General features: G+C 41.5%; 21 protein-coding genes. 3 read left to right on the top strand and 18 right to left on the bottom strand.

What is annotated here, in order from left to right:
- Positions 1 to 162 precede the first annotated feature (162 nt).
- Positions 163 to 861 carry a GntR family transcriptional regulator gene (locus tag IGJ01_RS03965; protein ID WP_430601434.1) on the top strand — a complete coding sequence of 233 codons (699 nt, stop codon included), beginning with the start codon at positions 163 to 165 and terminating at the stop codon, positions 859 to 861.
- Between the two features lie 64 nt (positions 862 to 925).
- Here the strand turns inward: IGJ01_RS03965 and IGJ01_RS03960 are convergent, their stop codons facing one another.
- From IGJ01_RS03960 to IGJ01_RS03950, 3 genes are all read right to left on the bottom strand, one after another.
- Positions 926 to 2,245, bottom strand: a complete 1,320-nt coding sequence (locus IGJ01_RS03960; RefSeq protein WP_005237369.1) for a glycosyltransferase family 2 protein — start codon at positions 2,243 to 2,245, stop codon at positions 926 to 928.
- A complete protein-coding gene (locus tag IGJ01_RS03955) occupies positions 2,245 to 2,751 on the bottom strand; it encodes a hypothetical protein (RefSeq protein ID WP_086332101.1) in 507 nt (168 codons plus the stop codon). Before IGJ01_RS03955 ends, IGJ01_RS03960 begins: the two co-directional genes overlap by 1 nt.
- Before the next feature lie 98 nt (positions 2,752 to 2,849).
- A complete protein-coding gene (locus tag IGJ01_RS03950) occupies positions 2,850 to 3,596 on the bottom strand; it encodes a YcjF family protein (RefSeq protein WP_005225303.1) in 747 nt (248 codons plus the stop codon).
- 400 nt (positions 3,597 to 3,996) lie between these two features.
- Between IGJ01_RS03950 and IGJ01_RS03945 the strand changes: the two genes are divergently transcribed.
- Positions 3,997 to 4,194 (top strand): hypothetical protein, encoded by a 198-nt coding sequence (locus IGJ01_RS03945; protein WP_016610551.1) that lies wholly within the window; start codon positions 3,997 to 3,999, stop codon positions 4,192 to 4,194.
- Positions 4,195 to 4,385: 191 nt separating this feature from the next.
- On the opposite strand, the gene IGJ01_RS03940 is transcribed toward IGJ01_RS03945, so the two are convergent.
- The 13 genes from IGJ01_RS03940 to groES all read right to left on the bottom strand — a co-directional run bounded on the left by IGJ01_RS03940 (position 4,386) and on the right by groES (position 18,106).
- The gene (locus IGJ01_RS03940) at positions 4,386 to 4,775 is read right to left on the bottom strand and encodes a C-glycoside deglycosidase beta subunit domain-containing protein (RefSeq protein ID WP_430601433.1); all 390 of its coding nucleotides are present in this window, start codon (positions 4,773 to 4,775) and stop codon (positions 4,386 to 4,388) included.
- Positions 4,768 to 5,787, bottom strand: a complete 1,020-nt coding sequence (locus tag IGJ01_RS03935) for a sugar phosphate isomerase/epimerase family protein (RefSeq protein WP_430601432.1) — start codon at positions 5,785 to 5,787, stop codon at positions 4,768 to 4,770. The genes IGJ01_RS03940 and IGJ01_RS03935 overlap by 8 nt, the downstream gene beginning before the upstream one ends.
- A 41-nt stretch (positions 5,788 to 5,828) precedes the next feature.
- Positions 5,829 to 6,782, bottom strand: a complete 954-nt coding sequence (locus IGJ01_RS03930; RefSeq protein ID WP_430601431.1) for an ROK family glucokinase — start codon at positions 6,780 to 6,782, stop codon at positions 5,829 to 5,831.
- A gap of 11 nt (positions 6,783 to 6,793) precedes the next feature.
- Entirely contained in the window at positions 6,794 to 7,705 is a 912-nt protein-coding gene (locus IGJ01_RS03925; protein ID WP_430601430.1) for a sugar phosphate isomerase/epimerase family protein, read from the bottom strand.
- A 109-nt stretch (positions 7,706 to 7,814) separates the two neighbouring features.
- Positions 7,815 to 8,873: a Gfo/Idh/MocA family protein gene (locus IGJ01_RS03920; RefSeq protein ID WP_430601429.1), complete on the bottom strand. Its 1,059-nt coding sequence runs from the start codon at positions 8,871 to 8,873 to the stop codon at positions 7,815 to 7,817.
- Between the two features lie 16 nt (positions 8,874 to 8,889).
- Positions 8,890 to 9,984, bottom strand: a complete 1,095-nt coding sequence (locus IGJ01_RS03915; protein ID WP_153883422.1) for a Gfo/Idh/MocA family protein — start codon at positions 9,982 to 9,984, stop codon at positions 8,890 to 8,892.
- A gap of 284 nt (positions 9,985 to 10,268) precedes the next feature.
- Entirely contained in the window at positions 10,269 to 10,592 is a 324-nt protein-coding gene (locus tag IGJ01_RS03910; protein ID WP_430601428.1) for a PTS lactose/cellobiose transporter subunit IIA, read from the bottom strand.
- Positions 10,593 to 10,801: 209 nt separating this feature from the next.
- The gene (locus tag IGJ01_RS03905) at positions 10,802 to 11,119 is read right to left on the bottom strand and encodes a PTS sugar transporter subunit IIB (RefSeq protein ID WP_086294714.1); all 318 of its coding nucleotides are present in this window, start codon (positions 11,117 to 11,119) and stop codon (positions 10,802 to 10,804) included.
- Between the two features lie 20 nt (positions 11,120 to 11,139).
- Positions 11,140 to 12,459, bottom strand: a complete 1,320-nt coding sequence (locus IGJ01_RS03900; protein ID WP_430601427.1) for a PTS sugar transporter subunit IIC — start codon at positions 12,457 to 12,459, stop codon at positions 11,140 to 11,142.
- Positions 12,460 to 12,614: 155 nt separating this feature from the next.
- Positions 12,615 to 13,259 carry a histidine phosphatase family protein gene (locus tag IGJ01_RS03895; RefSeq protein ID WP_430601426.1) on the bottom strand — a complete coding sequence of 215 codons (645 nt, stop codon included), beginning with the start codon at positions 13,257 to 13,259 and terminating at the stop codon, positions 12,615 to 12,617.
- A 203-nt stretch (positions 13,260 to 13,462) separates the two neighbouring features.
- Complete coding sequence (locus tag IGJ01_RS03890) at positions 13,463 to 15,910, bottom strand: GH39 family glycosyl hydrolase (RefSeq protein ID WP_430601425.1); 2,448 nt, start codon at positions 15,908 to 15,910, stop codon at positions 13,463 to 13,465.
- 250 nt (positions 15,911 to 16,160) lie between these two features.
- Complete coding sequence (gene groL, locus IGJ01_RS03885; protein ID WP_005237384.1) at positions 16,161 to 17,789, bottom strand: chaperonin GroEL; 1,629 nt, start codon at positions 17,787 to 17,789, stop codon at positions 16,161 to 16,163.
- Between the two features lie 32 nt (positions 17,790 to 17,821).
- Positions 17,822 to 18,106: a co-chaperone GroES gene (gene groES, locus IGJ01_RS03880; RefSeq protein WP_005225291.1), complete on the bottom strand. Its 285-nt coding sequence runs from the start codon at positions 18,104 to 18,106 to the stop codon at positions 17,822 to 17,824.
- 217 nt (positions 18,107 to 18,323) lie between these two features.
- On the opposite strand from groES, the gene IGJ01_RS03875 reads away from it, so the two are divergent.
- Complete coding sequence (locus IGJ01_RS03875) at positions 18,324 to 18,968, top strand: CPBP family intramembrane glutamic endopeptidase (RefSeq protein WP_008377239.1); 645 nt, start codon at positions 18,324 to 18,326, stop codon at positions 18,966 to 18,968.
- A gap of 44 nt (positions 18,969 to 19,012) precedes the next feature.
- Here the strand turns inward: IGJ01_RS03875 and IGJ01_RS03870 are convergent, their stop codons facing one another.
- Positions 19,013 to 20,443 carry a 6-phospho-beta-glucosidase gene (locus tag IGJ01_RS03870; RefSeq protein ID WP_430601424.1) on the bottom strand — a complete coding sequence of 477 codons (1,431 nt, stop codon included), beginning with the start codon at positions 20,441 to 20,443 and terminating at the stop codon, positions 19,013 to 19,015.
- Between the two features lie 25 nt (positions 20,444 to 20,468).
- The gene (locus IGJ01_RS03865) at positions 20,469 to 21,761 is read right to left on the bottom strand and encodes a PTS sugar transporter subunit IIC (RefSeq protein WP_005237388.1); all 1,293 of its coding nucleotides are present in this window, start codon (positions 21,759 to 21,761) and stop codon (positions 20,469 to 20,471) included.
- Positions 21,762 to 21,781 lie beyond the last annotated feature (20 nt).

Raw genomic sequence — 21,781 nt, 5'->3', positions numbered from 1 at the left:
TATTATAATTAGGTGAAATCGGCATGTAAATTTTTCAAACACACATGTAAAGCTTTTTCTGTACATTTGAATTGCAGTTGATTCTTTAATGATATACCTTGTTTTTATCCCCTTCAAACAAAACTCAAGTCCATGAATTTCTTTACATAAGGAGTGATGACTATGACAAAATACAAAGAAATTGTTGATCAGTTGCGGACGAATATTTATGAAGGTGTTTTTCCAGCTTTATCAAAAATACCGGAACAAACGGCGTTAGCCAAACGATTTCAAACCTCGCGAATGACGATCCAAAAAGCGCTAAATCAACTGAAGCAAGAAGGCCTGATTTCCACCAAAAGAGGTCATGGCACCTATGTCAATTCAGCGACCTACCAAGGACAGATCAATGAGTATATCGGTCTAGTCAACCGATATGGCGGGCGGCATAAAGTGCAAAGTAAAATCATTAGTTTCAATGTTCGTTTCCCAGAAGCCAACGAAATGGATTACTTGTCCTTGCGAGAAAACGAACCTGTTTATGATATCGTACGACTGCGCTATGTTGATAACGAACCCTTTGAATTGGAGTACACGATCATGCCCATCAAAACCATTCCCGATATTGATATGGCGATCCTTGAACACTCGATTTATCGATATATCACTGATTCCTTACACCTCAAAATAGGCCCCGCCATACGTAAAATCCGTGCCGACAAAGCGGATTCCTATGATATCAAATATTTAGAAGTTGATCCCAATGATCCGATCTTAGAATTAGAACAAGTTGCTCGTCTCTCCGACGGGCGGCCCTTCGAATTTTCGCAAACTCGTTATCCTTACCAAAATCGTGAGATTTACTATCTTTCTGAACCTTAATGGCAAAAAAACAAGTCTGAAGAAAACTCAGACTTGTTTTTATTGTCTAGGAAAGGTGAACTCGTTAAGATTCTTCGTTTTTTTTCGCCGTTCGCTCGGGACTGACCCAAACGCCGCTACCGTAGCCAAGGATGGTTTTGACGGCTGGAATAAAGGTAGTGACGATCGTTATGGCATTAATCATCCAGTAAAACAGCATGTAAAAAGGGGCAAAGCGGAAATACTTCAGCTTGCTGCGGTTGTCATCCGCCAAAAGGCTGGTAAATAGCTGCATGACCCCTGCAATCATCTCAAAACAAACGAAGAGAAAGGCCATCGTAAACATATGGTAGATCCGCTCGTAATTCCCAGTTGCCCCATAATAAATCAGATAAAAAACAAACAAAGCCGAAGACAACCAGAAAAAGAATGACCAGATAATACTTAAGGACTGATCCACAAACATCGCGGTTCGTCCGATATTTTCAAATGGGTGTAAGAAAACTTTTTTAAAATTGGTCAACCACACTTCCGTTCCGCCTTTCGCCCAACGTTTCCGTTGCCGATAGAGCATCTTGAGTGTTTCTGGCACCTCCATGAAAAACATCACTCGTGACGCAAATAATGACAACCAACCATGGAATTGGTGGTCCCAGGCAATACTGATATCTTCCGTGGCACGATTTTGTCGAAAGAGACCAACATCCATCAATGCGGCTCTACGATACATTGTGTTGGCACCGCTATAGGCATAGATGACGCCGAAAACGGCTTGCTGGGTTCGTTTGATAATTCCTACGATACTTGAAAATTCAACGGTTTGTGATTTCCCGACGATCGTTGTGCGATTTTGAACGTCCATATTCGCCGTAATGGCAGAGATATTGATGGAATCTTGGCGGATGAAATAATTGACATATTTCCACAATGCATCAGGTTCAGGGACCGTATCTGCGTCGTTGCTCAAAATCAATTCCCCTTTAGCAAACCCTACACCAATATTAAAGGCATGGGCTTTCCCTTGGTTTTTTTCGATACGCAAAACCCTTAGATTCGGGTACTGTTCCATCAATCGATCTAGTATCACAGGAGTTTGATCCGTTGAGCCATCATCCGTCACCAACACCTCATAGTTGCTGTAGTTTAGATTGTTCATTAAATAATGAATCGTGTCTTCAATTACGACTTCTTCATTGTGAGCCGGTACCATAATGGTGATCATCGGCTCGATCTCTTCGGGGATTGGTATCCACTCTAATTGACGATAGCGGAACAAAAAACGATTGCAGATCACCCCGATGAACCAAGCAAAGCCACCTAAAATTGGGTACGTGAACAGAATCATTAAAACGACCGTTAAAAATGTATCCAACCACGGGAACCCAGTATCAAAATTGACAACCATCAGCCCACCCCATTTCTACGGAAAAGTTCTTGGATCTCCGTTTCTCCAATGTTTTGCTCAGGAGCAACGGCATAGTACTTGGCAGCGTGACGCTCTTCTTTCGTTCCGAAGCGTTCTTCGTAAAAAGCTTCTAATACTTCTTTGCGTTTTTCTAAGGCAACTTCGTCATGCATCGATTGCTTTTGCAACAATCGTTTGAAACGCCGGTTGTTCCTCAAGGTCAACAAAGTAAATGTCAGAACCAAGACCAAAAAAGAAATTCCTAAGAACAACGCCAAAAAATCAAAAGTCACTGCTTCTTCCAGATATGTCCGAAAGGCGATCCGATCCGCCAGATTCGGTAAAGTCAGCGGGATGGCCAGCCAGACAAACGGAACCAAGACCATCAGCCAAGCAAGAATCGTCAAAATCGTTTGGCGGGTCTTCAAAGCAGAACGACCTTTTTGAAAATACGCATCGGTGACCAACCGTTCTTTGACTTCTTCCCGTGTCACTCGTTGTTTCATTTTACTCACTCCTTAAAAAGTATTTTTTTGCTGTGAAGAAAAAGAAGCAACAAAAGCAAGTCGTCTTTTGATGGACCTGCTTCGTTCTTCTTTTTGACCTACTTGGATTTCTTGCCAACTTTCAACGCATTGAACAGCGTGTGAAATTGGCCTTTAAAGGACATCACTTGCTCAAACACATCTTCCCCATCATTCAGCATCTTGACAGTCACCCAGCCTAATGCTTCGGTGATACCACTAGCCACACTGGCATTGATCGCAGCTCCAGCAACGGTGCCTACTGCTGGGACAAATTTCAAGATATTGCCAACGGCACTGCGTCCAAAACTCACCACCACTAACTCTTTCGAGATACTCTTCGCTAACCCTTCACGCCACGTTCGCCCAAAAATGCGATACAAACGTGCCATCATCGTCATTTGAACCGGCACAAGTAACACTGCATCTGAAAAAGGAATCGGTGAACAGCCGATGATCGCCGCCGTCAAAGAAGCCGCATGGATCGTGCGGTGGGCTTTTTTCCGCGTTTCATCATCTACGCCAACCAAAAACTCCTCAAACACCTGATCAAATTGATCCTTGCTTTTCGCTAACACTTTTTCCGCCTGGGCTTTTGATCCGTCATAGCCTTTCATCACGAGGGCAGCCGATTTTTTCGGCATTCGCTTCATGACATCCGCAAAAAAAGAAGTAAACTCCGCTTCTTCTTGCAGCTCTTCTCTCGTTTGACTTTGCTCGACTTGAACGGACTGTTCCGTTAATAATTCATTTTCGTTTTGCTTCTTTTTGCGTTTTATCCATGGTTTTTTCAAAGAAATGTCTCCTTCTTTCGACTCGTTGTTCATTTAAAAAATCAAAGTGAGCCATGATTTTGTTCCTCTTTCTATTTTAGCTCAGGTTTTTCAAGATAGCGAAAATGTAGCTTGAGAGAGCTTACACTTGATGAAAAATGCAAATTTGCATCTTTAGATTATTTATTTATATTATCGTTTTTTTATGCTATGATACACAAAAGGAGTGGATCGAATGAAAAAGAAATTGAATTGGAAAGTCCTTTTTTATCTAGGCTTATTGACTTACTTTCTTTTAAGCGGGATCTTCGCATTCTTTGGAGTCGAAATACCGTTTCTTTATAAACGTTGATCTTCACGTTTTCTCAGAACCATATCATTCAACTCTCTGCTCTATGTTGAGAGAATCCATCATTCTATCGTCCATTCAATCTAATCAGAAAAGGTGATTTTCTTGTCCATTTTATTTGATCTATTGCAGCTGCTTGCCGTTATCTGTATCGCGTATTTATTGTTCACAAAAAACCACTTCCTCAAACAATTAACTGCTGTTCAGAAAATGGTCTTTGTCGTTTTATGTATTTCGGTGATACTGCCGGCTCTCTACGAATTTATTACTGGTTTTGCGCAGGGATTTTGGGAACGGTTGTAACAAATCTTTCGTTAACTAAAAATTATATAGAGCGCTAGCAAGTCTCTAACCTATGAAAAATAGCCAACTAACAGGAACAATCATTTGAAAGGGATATCCTGTTCTCACACCTGTTGCTTTTTCATTGCTGTTGCGAATAAAGAGTAAAAAAAGAGATAACAGAACCAGTTGGTTCTGTTATCTCTTTTTGCTTAAACAACTACTTCTCTCTTACAGATCCCTTCAATCGGAATCGGGATGTAAGCTGTACGAGTCACCACAGCTAATTCTACTTCATGAGTACCTGCGGGTAAACCGCCTGCTTGCTGAACATAAATGTATAAAGGCTCGCCATACTCCCACTTATAGGTGGTAACCGTCGTCATCTCATCTAGTGTGAACCAATCTTTTTGGTCAACACTGCAACGAATAGCTTCTCTTGCTACTTCTTCACCGTCTACAGTAACGCGAATATCATTGACCATTGATAAAGGAACACCACGATAATACGTGATGTGCGTCTGTAATTCAAACCCAGCCGTCTCTCCTTCAACGACTTTATTTTTGCAAGATCCGTTAATAAACACATTGTTATCAAACATTGCTCGTCGCCCCTTCCAATTCAGTGATTATCGACTTAATCAATTTCTGATGGGCAATCACTTGTTCTTTTTCGACCATTGGGTGTCCTGGCAAAATCCAACGGTTGCCTTCATATTCTGTCGCCACATAACCATCGTAGCCATGTTCATGCAAGTAAGTCAAAATCTTACGATAATCGATGGAATACTCTTCTCCTTCGTCCGTCATTTCCCACAGTTTAAAATGGAAATGTTTGATATACGGAAAAACGTCCTCTAAAACTGAGAGAGGTGTATTCTCATAACCGTCAGCCAACATAATGTAAGGCATGTCTTTTGGTTCAGCCATCGCAGCCAATTCTGGTTTTAATTGGTGAGCTTCATCAAAGGCTTGCGAGCCATCCAATCCTTGATCAAAAAAGGCATTGAAATAGTCGATAATAGCTGGATTGACTCCCAAAACTTGCTTATTGAATTCATTAAAAACACGGGGAATTCGATCACAGAAAATACCGGTATCAATCACCAAACCGCAATAGGGTGAATTGACTCGTTTCATTTCATCGATAAATGCTTTTGTTTCGGGAATATCAAAGCTCATCCCCGCGTGGATCTCCAGCGCGAAAGCCACATCATACTTTTCCGCATACGGTAGCAACGGTTCAATCACAAAACTTGGAACCATCGAGACCAGTCGAATGAGTTTGAAGCCTAAGCGAGAGGCAAGCTTGATTTCTTCGATTAAAAGATCCAGGCATTCCTTTTGCGTCAACTCACGATTGTTATACAAATTTGTATTAAGAAAGACATCTGCGCAAACCGGCTTGACCTGTGCTTTACTCATGATGCAATCCCATTCAGCCAGCGTTTCTTTACTTGGATGAGGTGTGTCATGGAGCATTTGATCCGGTAAGATTTCAAACCCCTCAACGTCATGTTCATCTAAAAATGCGATGATTTCTGCAAGGGTCATTCGTTTGTTCATATATTCGTCTTGCAAGCTGTATAAGCTTACACCTGATTTTATTCCCATACTAACTTCTCCTTTACTATTTTTATTATTGTCTTATTCTTTCAGCCAGCAGTGTTTCTGATTTTGACTAAATAAGCTGCGCCGAAGATCCCAGCATCTTTACCTAATGATGCCCTTTTGAGTTTCGTTGTCTTGCGAACCGCTGGGAAATTCCCTTGTTCGAATCGTGCACGAACACGGTCCATTAAAAAGTCCTTAGCTTCTGCTACCCCGCCGCCAATGATGATCGAATGGGGATTTAGCAGATTGGCAATCATACTACAGGCTTGTCCCAAATAGTTGGCAGCTTCATTCACCACTTTTAATGCAAGCAAATCCCCTTTCTCGGCTTCAGCAAAGATGATTGCACTGGTCAATTTAGGGCAATGATTCAACGTAGTCGCAGTGGTAAGCCGATAACTTTCTGCTAACTTGACGATACCGGTAGCACTGACTAACGTCTCTAAACAACTGCTGTTACCGCACGAACAATCAAACGAATGAGGATTTGTCACAGGAAAATGTCCGATCTCACCACCGGCACCGCCGACTCCGGTAACTAGTTGATCGTTCAAAATGACACCTCCACCGACTCCAGTTCCTAGTGTCAAAAAAACTACATCCTTTTCGCCATCCCCAGACCCCTGCCATTTCTCTCCTAAAGCCGCCGCGTTGGCATCATTTTCAAGAAAGAAAGGCAGACACAAGCTTTGTTCAAAGGCCGCACGAATCGGTTGCGCATGCGTCCATCCTAGGTTAAAGGCATTACTGACCGTTCCATGGACCCGGTCAACGGCGCCAGGACAGCCCATCCCGATACCTAAAATCCTTTTTTGCTTCAGTTCTGATGCCAGCTCTTTTTGAATACTTGCCAGACAGTCAGGAATGATCCGTGTTCCGTTCTGACGACAGTCTGTCGGAATCCACCATTCTTTTTTCAATCTGCCTTCGGTGGTGACCAACCCGAATTTAGTCGTAGTACCGCCTAAATCAATGCCAAGATAATAGTTTTCCATAGCAGCTTCTCCTAAACAAAATTTCGCAAGTAATGGGTACTTAGGGCAACTGATTTCTTGACGGCCTCATAACTATTCTCAAAGGCTTTGTCCTCGATCTCAATACAGCTGTATCCGTCAAAGCCGATATCTGTTAATGCCGAGACGTACTTGCCCCAATCCACATCGCCGAGACCAGGTAATTTAGGACTCATATAACTCAGAGGAACAGCCATCGTACCAACATCGTTTAGCTTTTCCTGATACACCTTGATGTCCTTATAATGAACATGAAAAATCTTTTCCTTAAATTCATATAAAGGTTGAATATAATCGATCTGCTGCCAAACAAAATGGGATGGATCATAGTTTAGACCAAGGTATTCGCTGTCGAGCAGCTGAAAAACCTGACGCCAAATCGTTGGTGTGGTCATCAGATTTTGTCCTCCCGGCCATTCATCTTCTGTAAAAAGCATCGGACAATTTTCGATGGCGATTCTCACTTTCTGCTTTTCGGCATAAGCAAGAATCGGTTGCCAGACGTTGACCACTTCCTCAAAGTTCTCTCGGATATTTTTCGTTGGCATTCTTCCTAAAAACGTTGTTACAAGATTGATTCCCATGCGTTTGGAAGCATCAATCAGCGTATACAAATGGTCAATCGCTTCTTGCCTTTTATTCAGGTTTTCGTCTAAAGGATTGGGATAATACGCCAATGCAGAAATTTCCACTCCCTTTATTTGGCAATAGTGTTGGATTTCTCGAATGCGTTCATCCGTCAACTGTTTCGTATCGATATGCGATACCCCTGCATAACGCCTTTGGGCTTTTCCTTGCGGCCAGCAAGCGACTTCCACGCACTCCAAGCCGTTAGCAGCAACGATATCGATCATTTCTTCAAAATTGCTTTGATCAAATATGGCACTTACAACACCAAGTTTCATCCTTATCTGCTCCTTCTTTTTTCCACCTGTTCAAGTGGGTTTTTCTCGTTTCAATCATTTTCCTTCTGTAGCTACTGTCTGAAATTTGTCTGATAAAACGACCAAGCGACTAGGCCAGCGCAACTGCCTGCTTCGTTTCGGCAGATACGCGAATAGCATCCAATACTTTCATCAAGAAAAAGATTTGATTTGGTTTAACAGCCAACTCTTCTTCTCCTTGGACAAAGCAATAATAATTATCAAAAAACATTTCATGATTTACATGAACCTTCGGCAGCGGTTCGCTGATGACTCGGCCTTCCGGCGGTGGGCCAAATGAACGGGTCGGACCTGCTGGGGTCATGGTTACTTTGCCACTAACACTTTGCAGCAGCTCAGAAGTACGAGTGATCGTACCTTGTGGATCAAACCCATCGATAACCGCACTTCCTTTGTTCCCACCAATAAACCAGTGGCGCTCAAACCAATGCTCCTTCTCACTCAGCATATAGGTGCCCAGCTCGACTTGCCCGGTCACTCCATTGTCAAAGCGAAGCATAATCGAAAAATAATCATCAACATTCTTATTAATGACGTTTTGCACATCGGCGTAAACAGATGTTAACCGACTCGGCGAGAGCATCGTCAACATTTGATCGATCAAATGAACGCCCCAATCATAAAGCATGCCACCACCAAATTCTGGATAAATATGCCAATCATGCATGTTGCCATTAAACCCATAGAGACTGTTTTTGACCGTAAAGATTTTTCCTAACGTCTGGCTTTGGTAAATTTCCTTGGCAATACAGAAATCTTTGTCCCAGCGACGTTGATGATGAATCGTAAAGCGGACATTGGCAGCTTGAGTGATCTGCATCATCTCGGAAAATTCGGCGGCATTCATAGCAGCTGGTTTTTCGCAAATAATGTCTTTGCCGGCTTCGGCTGCTTTTTTGACCATTTCTAAATGCAGGTGATTCGGAACTGCGATAATGACTGTGTTGATTTCAGGGACAGCCAACAACTCATCTGCTTTTAAAAAGGTTAAAATAGGATCGCTTGCTTCTTTAAACTGCAGTGCATTGGTATCGCATACTGCAAGCAGTTCTGCATAGTCCAATGTCTCGATCGTCTTTGCGTGGGTCTGGCCCATAAAACCAAAACCGATGATTCCAAATTTTAGCATCGTCTATTCCCCTCTTCTATAATTCCACGACTTGCCCGGTTTCTGCTGATTGATAAATTGCTTCTAAAATCTGTGTTACAACGATTGCCTGCTCCGGTTTTACCAACGGCTCAGTGTCATTTAAGATTGCTTCGACCCATTGTTTCGCTTCCGCATCTCTTTGTTCCAACGAAGCTCCTTCAAAACCGAAGACACCGCCAGCATCAGAAGGTTGTGTTTGTTCTAATTGATTATGATCGGCTTTATTGAAAACGACGTAGCCCTGATCAAGAAAGGCTTTGCCAAACATTTCCGCACCTGCCTTATCTCCGCATAAAGTAACTTGTGCTTCTTTCGGATTCACCATATTCAAGGCCCAAGCAGCTTCTAAAAAGATCGTGGCACCATTTTCCATTTTGATTAAACCGAACGCTGAATCTTCGGTTTCAAATGTTTCAGGATCCCAAGGACCAAACATATTCGCCATTGGATTATCCTTTAGTTTTTGATAGGTTGACCCTAAGACCATTTTTGGTTTGTAATTATCCATGCACCATAAAGTAAGGTCTAATGCGTGTGTCCCGATATCAATCAGCGGTCCGCCGCCTTGTTTTTCTTTGTCCGGAAACACACCCCAGGTTGGTACTCCTTTGCGTCTTACCGCGTGAGCTTTAGCAAAATAAATGTCTCCCAATTCCCCTTTGGCGCAGGCATCATGGGTAGCTAATGAATCCGAACGGAAGCGATTTTGATAGCCGATCGTTAATTTTTTACCTGTTCTTTTGGCTGCTTCCAACATTTTTTTTGCCTCTTCATAATTGATAGCCATTGGCTTTTCACACATCACGTGTTTACCAGCCTCCAGCGCTGCCACTGTGATTTCCGCATGAGAAACATTCGGTGTCAAGACGTGAATCACATCAATGTCTGGGCGTTGGGTCAATTCCTGATAGTCTGTCGTTACGAAAGCACCACCGATTCCATAGGTTTCCGCCGCTTGAACTGCTCGTTCTTCGATAATGTCACAAAAGGCGACCAGCTCTACTTGGTCAGCTAACTTAGCTAGTGCTGGAAAATGTTTTGTATTAGCAATTCCTCCGCATCCGATAAATCCAAAGCGTAATTTTGTCATGTTCGTTCCTCCTTGTTTTGTTTTACATTTATAGATTAACCGTTTTCAAAAAAATCCACTTCCTTATTTCAATAAATTTGCACACACAAATTTAACTAAAAAAAACTTCATCTCGATCCGAAGCAAAAAAACACCACACTTTCCATACTGCATTGTCACTGTTGCCTATCAAAAAAAACCGGACAAATCCTTCATTTGAAGAACGTCCGGCACGTTAGGGAACACAGATTAAGCTGATTTTGCACAAAATACCTTAGATCATGCAAAGAGCAATGATTAAGCACCTATGTTTCGACTTGCTCGATCCGTTGGTGGATCGCAATGATTTCTTTCGCTAAATCGCAAAACGCAATCGCTGTCATCAGATGATCCTGACTATGGATGGTCAGCAGCGTAATCTCGGCTGCGATTCCTTGGGCTTCATTTGTCAGCATAGTAGTTTGGGCATGATGCGCTTCTACAATCGCAGCTTCTGCGCTTTTCATCCGTTCTCTCGCCTGCTTAAAGTCTCTGTCTTTTGCCGCACTGATAGCTTCCATCGCGTCACTTTTTGCGTTACCACTATGGATGATTAATCCCATCACTGCTTCTAACTGTTCTTGATTCATCGGTTGATTCTCCTTTACACAGAAGGAATAAATCCCTTCTATGCGCTGTTTTTTAAGGTTTCCTGCTGTCTATCGCAAATTTTCGCTTTACTTGATTGGCAACAACGTAACTGACGAGTCTTCGAAAATTTGGGTTGCCTCCAGCTGATACATTGTTGATTTTACTAATCCTGTATTCGCAACTCGCTTTTTCTTTTCTTAACACTCGGTTACTGTGCTTGCGAGACCAATCCTAATGCTTGTTGTAGTACTTTTTCTCCGTTCATCGTTCCATATGCAGACATATCGATCACCGAAACCGGAATCTGGTCTTCTACCATTGCGCGAATCTGTTTTTCCTTAAATCGAACTTGTGGACCTAACAGAATCACCTCTTTGCCGGGAAGATAACTTTTGATATCTTCGATTGGTCGCGCATCAACACTAGCGTCAATTCCCTTGGCTACCCCGGCTTTCTCCATTTTTTCAATTAGAAGGCTAGTACTCATTCCCGCATTACAGACTAATAAAATGTTGATTTTTTTCATTTTCATTCGCTCCTTTATGTTTATTCTGTTACGACAGCACCTAAATTGACTGCTTTTTCTTCTGCTTGTTCCCGCTTGTATTCAAGATTGTCGGCTGCTTTGAAAAATGGGAAGTAAATTGCAGTGGCAACAATGACACAAATGACTTGTGCTAGCATCATTTTCCAGCCACCAACCACTATTGCATTAAAGAAAGTTGGAAACCCTGTTGGAAGATGGACCCCTTGCGGCCTAGGTACCAATCCGCTGACAATCGAGAAGTAGCCAATTAACCCCGTCACTAATGGCGTTACTAGGGTCGGTACAAGAAATATCGGATTCAAGCAAACCGGTGTTCCAAAAGTAATGGGTTCATTGATACTGAAGAAAGTTGGTATACTGGTGATCCGACCGATGTTTTTGTACTGACTACTTTTAGCAAAAAGAATAAAACAAATCGCAAGTCCTAAAACACAGGCTCCCCCGCCAATTTCCAAGAAGACATAAGTAAAACCAAGATCAATCACATTAGGCGGTACCTCACCAGCTGCTGCTGCAATCATGTTCTCGGTCGTCATTGCTTGTAAGATCGGCGCATATACTCCGAAAATAATCGCTTTTCCGTGCAGACCAAACCACCAGAACAAGCCAATCAATGAATAGGCGACTAAGACACCGGCAACCGACCCGCCAATCGATTGAATCGGCGCTTGAACAACTGTATAAACCATATTGTGAACGCTACCATAACTTGTGAAAGCAAATCCCCAAGAAATAACCGCCATCAATAAAGCGATCGAAAAACACGGGATGATGGAACTAAAAGATTTTTCTACAAAACTCGGCACACTTTCCGGCATTCGGATGGTAATATTATTTTCAATAAACCAACTGTATAACTTTGCTACGACTAAGCCGACAATGATTCCTACAAACATCCCTCTGGAACCGATAAAATCAAAGCTAATAAAATCGACTGGTTGCATGGCTCCGCGTACTTCTTGATCAATCGTTGCTAAAGGGGTCAGTAACAAGAACGAAACGATTGCTAAGAAACCGGGAACCATTCCGTCAAGTTTAAACGATTTTGCCAAATTGAAGGCAATAAAGTACACAACGATGACCCCCATGATATTGCTGGTAAAAATTCCCGGAAGCAGCAACAATGTTCTTAACCCATTAGCATCAATAAAATTTTGGTAACCATCAAAAGGTATATTTGCCAACAGAGTCAGCATCGATCCTGTGATACTAAAAGGGATCGTCATGACCATCCCTTTACTGACTGCCTTGAAATAACGATTATTCGACATTCCTTCTGCCGCCATTTGCAGCTTTTCAAGCTTATTTATAAAATTCATTTTTGAAGCCTCCCCATTCGTTTCTCTAATTTAACCCGATCTTCGATGACTTACTTTAACTTTATGAGTCACTCACCGCTTCAGTGTTTGTATAATAAGTACTACAGATTCCTTCCCATAGTAATCGTCTTTTCTCATTCTCGATAAAACTATACTTATAAATTCACGCTCTGGTTATAAAAGAGCAGTTTTTTTTCATGCTTTGTCAGTGCTATCTTTGTGATTGCTGCATTCAAGACAACCTCCGCACAATCTATCTGCGGATCAATTAAATAGGCGAGATTTCGGATCGTATTGCCGTGAGTCACGACTAAAATCTTGCTGTCAGAAGAAAACGTATTTTCGAGTTTTTCCAACCCAGCTTTGATTCGAGTGACAAAAGTTTCGTAATCCTCTGCGTCTTTTTGCGGATCAGCTTCATGAAAAGCATTCATCACCTCGTTGATTTTTAAATTTGCATAAAACTCATTGACGGTCTCGAAGCCTTTTGACTTTGCAACTTTGGGCCAAACATTTTGGTTCAATTCACCTTCAAAATAACCGAAAAATGTTTCGCGGAACTCTGGCATGAGATAGATCTCCTTTGTTATGTTTAACTGAGTTCTAATGATTTTGCTGGTTTCAATCGTTCTGCCTAAATCACTTGAAACAATCTGGCTGATTCCTTTAGAAGCCAAATAAGCTCCGCATTTTCCAGCACTTATTCTCCCTTGATGTGTCAGCGGGGTATCTGCCCATCCTTGCATACGATCGTATTTATTCAAATACGTTTCACCATGTCGAACAAAATAAATTTCCATCTTCACTCGCCTCGTTTTCTGTCATCACATCTGCTTACTTCTATAATCTCAAAATCTTGTAATCGATTACAATTGAATCATATCAAGTTCTCCTTGTGGTTACTTCGCAGGTTTCTCCTTATCTCTTGTATGTGTATGACACTACTATGCTTCGAAAATAAAACAAACAGGAAAGTATGATACTTTCCTGTTTATTTTACTTATTATTCTTCGATTACAATACATTTAAAAAGCAAATCATGGGTTTCCATCGCAAATTCGATCGTCAGCTTTTCCCCTAGTGGCAAATGTTCGATCCACATTTTTGGCAGACTTTGCGCTTGTAAATACGCCTCTTCTTCTCTTGTACTAAGAGTCTCAATCGCAATTTTTGCCATTTCTTCTAAGTGAGTCCCGTTTTTTAAGCCAATCTGCTGCGTAGTGATTTTAGCTTGTTGTCTTTTGTGAATCTCCGGCAAATCAATCGTCAGGCGAAATTTTTTATCTGGCATATTATTAAAAACTGCATAGACATTTTCTTTGCGGAAGGTTCCTTGAGAATTGTAATAGTATGCTGAATTTAAATGGGCATAACTGATCGCCAGAATATTGATCGTATACGGATCAGGCATTGTAACGAGCAGCTCTTCATTATAGTAGAGGGTTCGCCCTGTCATTTTCGCTAAAAATAAGAATGCATAGTAACCGATTTTCGGAATCGCATGACGGGTTATGAGACCTGCCCCGCCAAATACTTCCTTCTCCTGGCAATCAACAGCAACAGCTGAAATATCTGAAAGCAGCCAATAGCCGATCACTTTACAGTACGGGCTGACTTCTATCGCATTTTTAATGATATAACTGCCTTTATAAGCTGTATCATTGATCAGATCTCGATTCGCGATCGTGACATTAAACTCAGTAATATAAATCGGGATATCAGCTTGAAGGCGATTAAATATCTTTTTGACGGCTTTTACGTGGCGCGACATAAAGTACATATCTGGTGATATTGGATTGCTTCTTCTTTGTTCAGTAAAATCACTTTTGATCTCATCCATCGGATAAACCGCTAGACTAAAAAAATCCGGTTGCTGTTTTTGCTCTAGCCACAACTCGATAAATGTAGATAAATTTTCGTCACTATTTTTGATATCGACACTAATGCCGCAACCACCCACCTTCATGTTCGGAAGGATTTTCTTGATTTGCTCACTTATCTTGGTAAAAAAGCAATAGAAGTCCTTGGCTCGCGTAATTTTTAACCGCGTATCATCATAAAAGACTTCACCAAGAAATGGAGCTTGGATTGCTTGTAGGACGATGGGATGCGGTTTCCATACCTCGACCTGCCATTTTTCAACTGCGATCCGACCATAGCGGCTGATGCAGTGCTTATAAAACAGAGCAATGGTTTTTAGGTACGCTTCTAAGTGAAGGCTGTTTTTACTGAAAACTTGATTCGCCAAAATCGAAGTGTAATCTTTGTAGATTGTTTTCCCTTTAAAGCCAAGTTCCAGAAATGGAATTAAATCAGCATCAAGGATCGCATCAAGGATTTGGTCTGTCTGTGAAAAGTCCAGCTGATCTGGGTCACAACCGATAATTTCCGGCGACAATAGACCCCAAATCCGTCCGTAAGTAAATGGTCCATCTTTCTTCACACGTGCTAGCGCTACATGAAAATCCTTTCTTAACAAGTCCTGTGCAAACCCTAAATTTATCAAAAAAGTCGGTGCATAGCTTTCAAAACTTTTCTCATTGCTGATTTGGATGGCATAAGTGTCGGTTCCTTCATGGGAAGTTGTCGTATCGATCAGCTTCTTTAAATCCGCCAGATCTGTCTCCTCCTCTTCCACAGGATTCGATAAGATAACGATTGATTGCTTTACTTCTTTCCGATAATCAGTCGGCGTCAGGCCTTGATACTTTTTAAATATTCGATTGAAAGAATTGATATTGGAAAAACCGGCATCATAAGCAATTTCAATCACCGATTTTTCCGTATGAAGCAGTTCATTTCTGACTTTTTCCAGACGTTTCTGCACTAAATAATCACTGATCGATAGCCCAACTTCTTTAGAAAAGACTCGAGAAATATATTGTTCAGACAAGTACAGATTATTGGCGATATCCGCTAATTTGATATCCTTTTGAAAATTATTGTCGATGTAAAACTTGATTTCTTCAATTTTTTTCGTTGTACTTTTTTTACGGTCCATGGTCTCTTTTTTTCGAAAATGCTTTTCCAGATTTCCGATCAGCGCAAAATAATTTTGAAAGGCAAACGCATTCTGGTTATATTCTTTATAAACAAATAATTGCAACAAGCGATGAATGTATTTACGAATCTCATTGTTAACAGTACTTTGCTTTTCAATAGAGTTGCCTTGGAAGATATACTCAATATCAGTATCCTTTGTGTTCATGGGAAAATCATAAGACAAAGTCAGTGTGAACACTTCCGCATTGTTGTTCTGGATCAAAATTTTTTCTCCTTTAGGAACAACTAAAAAATCGTCTTTTTGCAAAACAAATAGCTGATCACTGTCTTGAATCGAAACATCGCCGATCAGAACGAACAGCAGATGAATATCATTATCAAAATAATAGAGCTCTGAAGTATTTAGTTTTTCTATCTTTATATTTTCCCAAGGATTTACCAGCTGCACAAAATCACCTTCTTCAAATTTTTTTTAGTATACCATGAAAAGAAATGATTATTGTTACCGCTTTCTAAAAAATCTTGGGATTTTCGAACCGAATCGATGCCTTAGTCTGTTCAGCTATCAGAAATCAGAGCCCTCGCTGAGTAGGTATTTCTCGCTTTAAAAAACAATTTGCTTTTTCTTGCCCCTAGTCACTAAACTTTTTCCACAAATAAAAAAAGAACCCCTCAAAAGAGGAGTTCTCAAGGCTTGCTTACATCATGCCGCCCATACCCATTGATGGGTCCATTGCAGGAGCTGCTGGCGCTGCTGGTTCTGGTTTGTCGGCAACGACTGCTTCAGTTGTTAACAATAATGCGGCAACAGAAGCTGCGTTTTGTAAGGCAGAACGCGTCACTTTTGTTGGGTCAACGATCCCAGCTTCTAGCATGTTTACCCATTCGCCAGTTGCTGCATTGAAACCAACGCCTAAGTCAGCGTTTTTCAATTTGTCGATGATGACTGAACCTTCGTAGCCTGCGTTTTCAGCAATTTGACGAACTGGTTCTTCTAATGCACGTAACACGATTTTGACACCTGTAGCTGCATCGCCATCTGTTTCGATTTCTGCAACTTTGTTGATGACATTGACTAAGGCAGTTCCCCCACCTGAGACCATGCCTTCTTCAACAGCGGCACGTGTTGCATTCAATGCATCTTCAATACGTAATTTCAATTCTTTCAATTCAGTCTCAGTTGGTGCCCCAACTTTGATCACTGCAACTCCACCAGCAAGTTTTGCTAAGCGTTCTTGTAGTTTTTCACGGTCAAAGTCAGAAGTTGTATCAGCGATTTGGTTTTTGATCAATTGAACACGTGCGTCAATTGCTTCTTTTTCACCAGCACCTTCAACGATCGTTGTGTTGTCTTTATCCACAACCACTTTGCTTGCTTGACCTAAGTTATCGATGGTTGCATCTTTCAACTCAAGACCTAAGTCTTCAGTGATCACTGTACCACCAGTTAAGATCGCAATGTCTTCTAGCATTGCTTTACGACGGTCACCAAATCCTGGTGCTTTCACTGCGACAACGTTGAATGTTCCACGGATTTTGTTCAAGACAAGTGTTGGTAATGCTTCGCCATCAACGTCATCAGCGATGATCAATAATGGTTTTGATTGTTGTAAGATTTGTTCTAACAATGGCAAGATATCTTGGATGTTAGAGATTTTTTTGTCAGTGATCAAGATGTATGGATTTTCTAACGCTGCTTCCATTTTATCGTTGTCAGTTACCATGTATTGTGATAAGTACCCACGATCAAACTGCATTCCTTCCACAACATCTAATTCTGTTTCGATCCCTTTTGATTCTTCAATAGTGATAACACCGTCATTGCCGACTTTTTCCATTGCATCAGCGATATATTGACCAACTTTTTCACTACCAGAAGAAACAGCACCAACTTGTGCGATCGCTTCTTTTGAATCAACGATTGATGAAATGTTGTGTAGCTCTTCTACAGCCACTTTTGTTGCCATTTCGATCCCACGACGAATACCTAATGGGTTCGCACCAGCGGTGACATTTTTCAATCCTTCACGAACGATTGCTTGTGTTAATAACGTAGCAGTCGTTGTTCCGTCACCAGCGATATCGTTTGTTTTTGAAGCAACTTCAGAAACAAGTTTTGCGCCCATGTTTTCAAAATGATCTTCTAATTCGATTTCTTTAGCGATCGTTACACCGTCATTTGTAATCAATGGTGAACCGTAAGATTTTTCTAAAACCACATTACGACCTTTAGGGCCTAAGGTTACTTTTACTGTATCTGCTAATTTATCTACCCCACGAAGCATTGCTGCACGTGCGTCTTCTGCAAATTTGATTTCTTTTGCCATGATTTCATCACCTCAAGTATTTTTTATTTTTCTTATTCTACTACTGCAATGATATCTTTTGCAGCAACGATCAAATATTCTGTTCCTTCATATTTCACTTCTGTGCCAGCGTATTTTTCAAACATTACTTGTTCGCCAACGTTGACAGCAACAGGAGCTTTTTCACCGTTTTCGAGCGTGCGTCCTTCGCCGACTGCAATAACGGTACCCGTTTGTGGTTTTTCTTTTGCTGCTGATGCAAGCACGATTCCGCCTACAGTTTTTTCTTCTTCTTTTGCGACTTCGATAATCACACGATCACCTAATGGTCTTAACACGATAAATCCCTCCAATGAATGTTATAGAATTTAGTATTAGCACTCTCTTGTATCGAGTGCTAACTTACAGTTTCAATATTACTCATTTTCCCAAATTTTTGCAAGCCTTTTGCTAAATTTTTTTTGCATTTCTATTTGATTGATAAAAATAGTAGGATTTTTTGTTTCTAGAAGCAACCTAGTCTATAATGAAGCAAAGGAGTGTGAGGAAACAACTATGTCTTTATCAAAATATTCTTTGTCCACGATTCTTACTTACGGCATCGTCTTTTTTCTACCGATCGCCTTCATCCCTAGCGGACATCAAGTGGCCGCAACAACGATTGGTTATTTAGTTGGTGCTGCGATCATGTTTTTCTTGTATTTCAAACAAACGGAACCGTTATCGTTTGAACACAAAAGATCAAAAATTTCATCGATTCTTATTTATGGACTGACAGGTATTATTGCAGCGATCTTGTTGCAAAATCTAGCCATTTTTATCGAATCGCTTTTCGGTGAAGTCAGTGCTTCGCAAAATACCGAAAATATCATTGCTATTGTGCTGCAAAACCCACTGTTCGCCCTCGCGGCAATGGTTGGTGGACCAATTATGGAAGAATTTGTCTTCCGCAGAGCCTTAGTTGGCATCATTGGGAAATACAGCAATGTTTGGGTCGGTGTAGTGGTCAGCGCTGTAGCCTTTGCCTTTGCCCATAATGACAATCATCTCTTAGTCTATATTTTCTTAGGACTGTTCTTTTCTGGGCTTTATGCCTTGACCGGCAGCATTTGGACTTCCATGATTACCCATGTGGGAATGAACACTTTAGTTATTATTATTCAGTTGTTGCTTCATTACGGCTATATCCAAATGCCCTAAAGAAAAAAACGCTACGCAGAAATTTTGCGTAACGTTTTTTTTCTTTATACCTTCATGCCATTGGACGCAATCACTTGCTGATACCATGCAAATGAATCTTTCTTCCGACGATCAAGGGTCCCATTTCCTTCATTGTCTTTGTCCACATAGATCACACCATAGCGTTTCTTCATTTCCCCTGTACCAGCAGAAACTAAGTCAATGATGCCCCACGGTGTATAACCTAATAAGTCGACGCCATCATAAGCTACTGCTTCTTTCATCATTTCGATATGGGCTTTCAGGTAATCAATACGGTAGTCATCATGGATCTGTCCATCCTCTTCCACTGTATCTACGGCACCAAAGCCATTTTCTACAATGAAGAGCGGCAATTCGTAGCGTTCGTTGAACCAATTCATGGCGTAGCGTAAGCCCACGGGATCAATCTGCCAGCCCCATTCGGAAGCATCAACATAGGGATTATCCACCAGATCTTGGCTCTCATCATAGTCATAGGTTGGATCATTTTCCTTACCTTTGATCGCAAAAGACATATAGTAACTAAAGCCGATGTAGTCAACACAGCCGTTTGCCAAAATTGCTTCATCTTCAGGGGTGATATCTAAATCAAATTGTTTTCTCTCAAAATAGCTGCGCATATATCTCGGATAGTGTCCACGGGCATGCACATCTGAAAACCAATAGCGGCGCTGCATGGCCACCGTGGCTGCCATCATGTCTTTGGGATCGCAAGAATACGGATAGATTGGACACATCGCGATCATCGATCCGATTTGAAACGCAGGATTGATTGCATGCCCTAGCGCCACCGTTTTCGCACTGGCAACGAGTTCGTAATGGGCTGCTTGGTACATGATTTTTTCTCGGTCTTCTCCTTCGGTAAAGAACAGACCGGAATTGGTAAACGGCGCAAAATCTTCTTTGTAGTTTGCTTGATTGTTGATTTCATTGAAAGTCATCCAATACTTCACTTTCTTTTGATAGCGCGTAAAACAAACTTCTGCAAAGCGGACAAACAAATCGATCAACTTACGGTTACGCCAACCTCCGTATTCGGTAACTAAATGATAGGGCATTTCAAAGTGAGAAAGGGTAATAACCGGCTCAATGCCATAGCGTAAACACTCATCGAATAATTGATCATAAAAGGCCAAGCCTTCCTCATTTGGCTCGCGTTCATCACCTTCTGGAAAAATACGGGTCCAGGCAATCGATGTTCGGAAGCACTTCAACCCTAATTCGGCAAAAAGCTTGATGTCTTCAGGATACCGATGATAAAAATCGATCGCTTCATGATTGGGATAACTTTCGCCCGGTTGGATACCTTCCGTGATTCGGCGAGGAATTCCGTTGCCTCCGACTGTCATGACATCAGCGACACTCACGCCTTTTCCGCCCGAACGATAGCCGCCTTCCAATTGGTGAGCAGCGACTGCGCCACCCCATAAAAAATCGTTTCTAAGTTTATTCATTTCTTTTCAACCTGCTTCCTTGGTATTAAACGATCTCTGTTTCTTGTTTATAGTTCAAACTATCGACCTTACGAATGAAAGGATAGTAAATAAAGAAGCCGATTGCTAAAACAACAAATTGTAAAATAGCGGTCCGGATGCCCCCTACTAGAAATCCTGAAATGATCGGTGGGGTCGTCCACGGAACTTGCACAGCAGTAAATAGCGGTACGATACCGGTATAAAGTGCAAAATACGTGATCACGCCTGAAACCATCGGTGTCAAAATAAATGGTAATACCATGATCGGATTCATGACGATCGGTGTCGCAAAAATAATTGGTTCATTGATATTAAAGAATGCTGGGATCAAGGAGAGACGTCCTAATTGTTTGAACTGCGCTGAACGGGCAAAAGCCACCATATATAGCACGATGCCAATCGTCATTCCTGCGCCAGTTACCGTCATAAATTGATCTAAAAACTGTTGGGTCACGATGTGTCCCCCATTTTCCAATGTCAATGCTTTACCAGATTCAAGAATAGCCGTATTTGCTAATGAATTGGCTTGTAAAATCGGCCCCATGATGCCGCCCACGATCGTCGAACCATGAACCCCGAAGAACCACAAGAATGGTACTAAGAAGCCTAGCATCATTGCACCGCCAAGAGAATCCGTCACACCTTGCATTGGACTTTGAATCACGGTGTAGATCCATTCGACCACGGTTGTCTGAAAGACTTTATCAAAGAAAACATAAATGCCTAATGCGATGGTCGTCAAAACAGCTGCCGGAATCAACGCTGTAAATGAGTTTGCAACATTGGTGGGTACTTGTTCTGGCAGTTTGATCCGGATGTCGCGTTTTAAGAACCAAGTATAGCCCCAACCCACAAAAAGCCCTACTAAGATGGCACTGATCATGCCTTGTCCACCAGTCCATGTTTTATCAATGACATTTGCGATGGTCACATTTGCTTCAGCATCCGTTACACTTGACTCCATAGTTAATAAGAAAATAACTAAACCAATCATTCCTGCAGGGAGTCCTTCGTAACCTTCTGCTTTTACATACGAATAGGCGATGCCCATTACGGCGAAAAAGGCCATAATTGCAAAAGAGGCGCCATAGGCTTGGTTGAAGTATTCACCTAAGCCGCTATTCGTTACCCAATCCGCAATCGACTGGACGGGAAAGTTTGCTAACAGTAAGAAAATCGATCCTACGATTGAAAAGGGCATCGTATAAAGCATACCGTTTCTTAATGCAGTGATTGCTTTCGTATTAACAAATTTTAATATTGGGGGTAATAATTTCTCATTGATCCATTCGTTCATCTCACATCACTCCTAAAATA

The organism is Enterococcus sp. AZ089 (genome assembly GCF_050547225.1).
Classification (GTDB): Bacteria; Bacillota; Bacilli; order Lactobacillales; family Enterococcaceae; genus Enterococcus_D; species Enterococcus_D entomosocium.
This window is presented reverse-complemented; position numbering and strand designations above follow the sequence as displayed.

Coding starts and splice junctions, on each gene's coding strand:
- IGJ01_RS03935 (WP_430601432.1), bottom strand. CDS start 5,787: ATGGGAATAAAATCAGGTGTAAGCTTATACAGCTTGCAAGACGAATAT.
- IGJ01_RS03900 (WP_430601427.1), bottom strand. CDS start 12,459: ATGAATTTTATAAATAAGCTTGAAAAGCTGCAAATGGCGGCAGAAGGA.
- IGJ01_RS03920 (WP_430601429.1), bottom strand. CDS start 8,873: ATGCTAAAATTTGGAATCATCGGTTTTGGTTTTATGGGCCAGACCCAC.
- IGJ01_RS03905 (WP_086294714.1), bottom strand. CDS start 11,119: ATGAAAAAAATCAACATTTTATTAGTCTGTAATGCGGGAATGAGTACT.
- IGJ01_RS03960 (WP_005237369.1), bottom strand. CDS start 2,245: ATGGTTGTCAATTTTGATACTGGGTTCCCGTGGTTGGATACATTTTTA.
- IGJ01_RS03965 (WP_430601434.1), top strand. CDS start 163: ATGACAAAATACAAAGAAATTGTTGATCAGTTGCGGACGAATATTTAT.
- IGJ01_RS03875 (WP_008377239.1), top strand. CDS start 18,324: ATGTCTTTATCAAAATATTCTTTGTCCACGATTCTTACTTACGGCATC.
- IGJ01_RS03910 (WP_430601428.1), bottom strand. CDS start 10,592: ATGAATCAAGAACAGTTAGAAGCAGTGATGGGATTAATCATCCATAGT.
- IGJ01_RS03955 (WP_086332101.1), bottom strand. CDS start 2,751: ATGAAACAACGAGTGACACGGGAAGAAGTCAAAGAACGGTTGGTCACC.
- IGJ01_RS03865 (WP_005237388.1), bottom strand. CDS start 21,761: ATGAACGAATGGATCAATGAGAAATTATTACCCCCAATATTAAAATTT.
- IGJ01_RS03915 (WP_153883422.1), bottom strand. CDS start 9,984: ATGACAAAATTACGCTTTGGATTTATCGGATGCGGAGGAATTGCTAAT.
- IGJ01_RS03870 (WP_430601424.1), bottom strand. CDS start 20,443: ATGAATAAACTTAGAAACGATTTTTTATGGGGTGGCGCAGTCGCTGCT.
- IGJ01_RS03950 (WP_005225303.1), bottom strand. CDS start 3,596: ATGAACAACGAGTCGAAAGAAGGAGACATTTCTTTGAAAAAACCATGG.
- groL (WP_005237384.1), bottom strand. CDS start 17,789: ATGGCAAAAGAAATCAAATTTGCAGAAGACGCACGTGCAGCAATGCTT.
- IGJ01_RS03940 (WP_430601433.1), bottom strand. CDS start 4,775: ATGTTTGATAACAATGTGTTTATTAACGGATCTTGCAAAAATAAAGTC.
- IGJ01_RS03895 (WP_430601426.1), bottom strand. CDS start 13,259: ATGGAAATTTATTTTGTTCGACATGGTGAAACGTATTTGAATAAATAC.
- IGJ01_RS03930 (WP_430601431.1), bottom strand. CDS start 6,782: ATGGAAAACTATTATCTTGGCATTGATTTAGGCGGTACTACGACTAAA.
- IGJ01_RS03925 (WP_430601430.1), bottom strand. CDS start 7,705: ATGAAACTTGGTGTTGTAAGTGCCATATTTGATCAAAGCAATTTTGAA.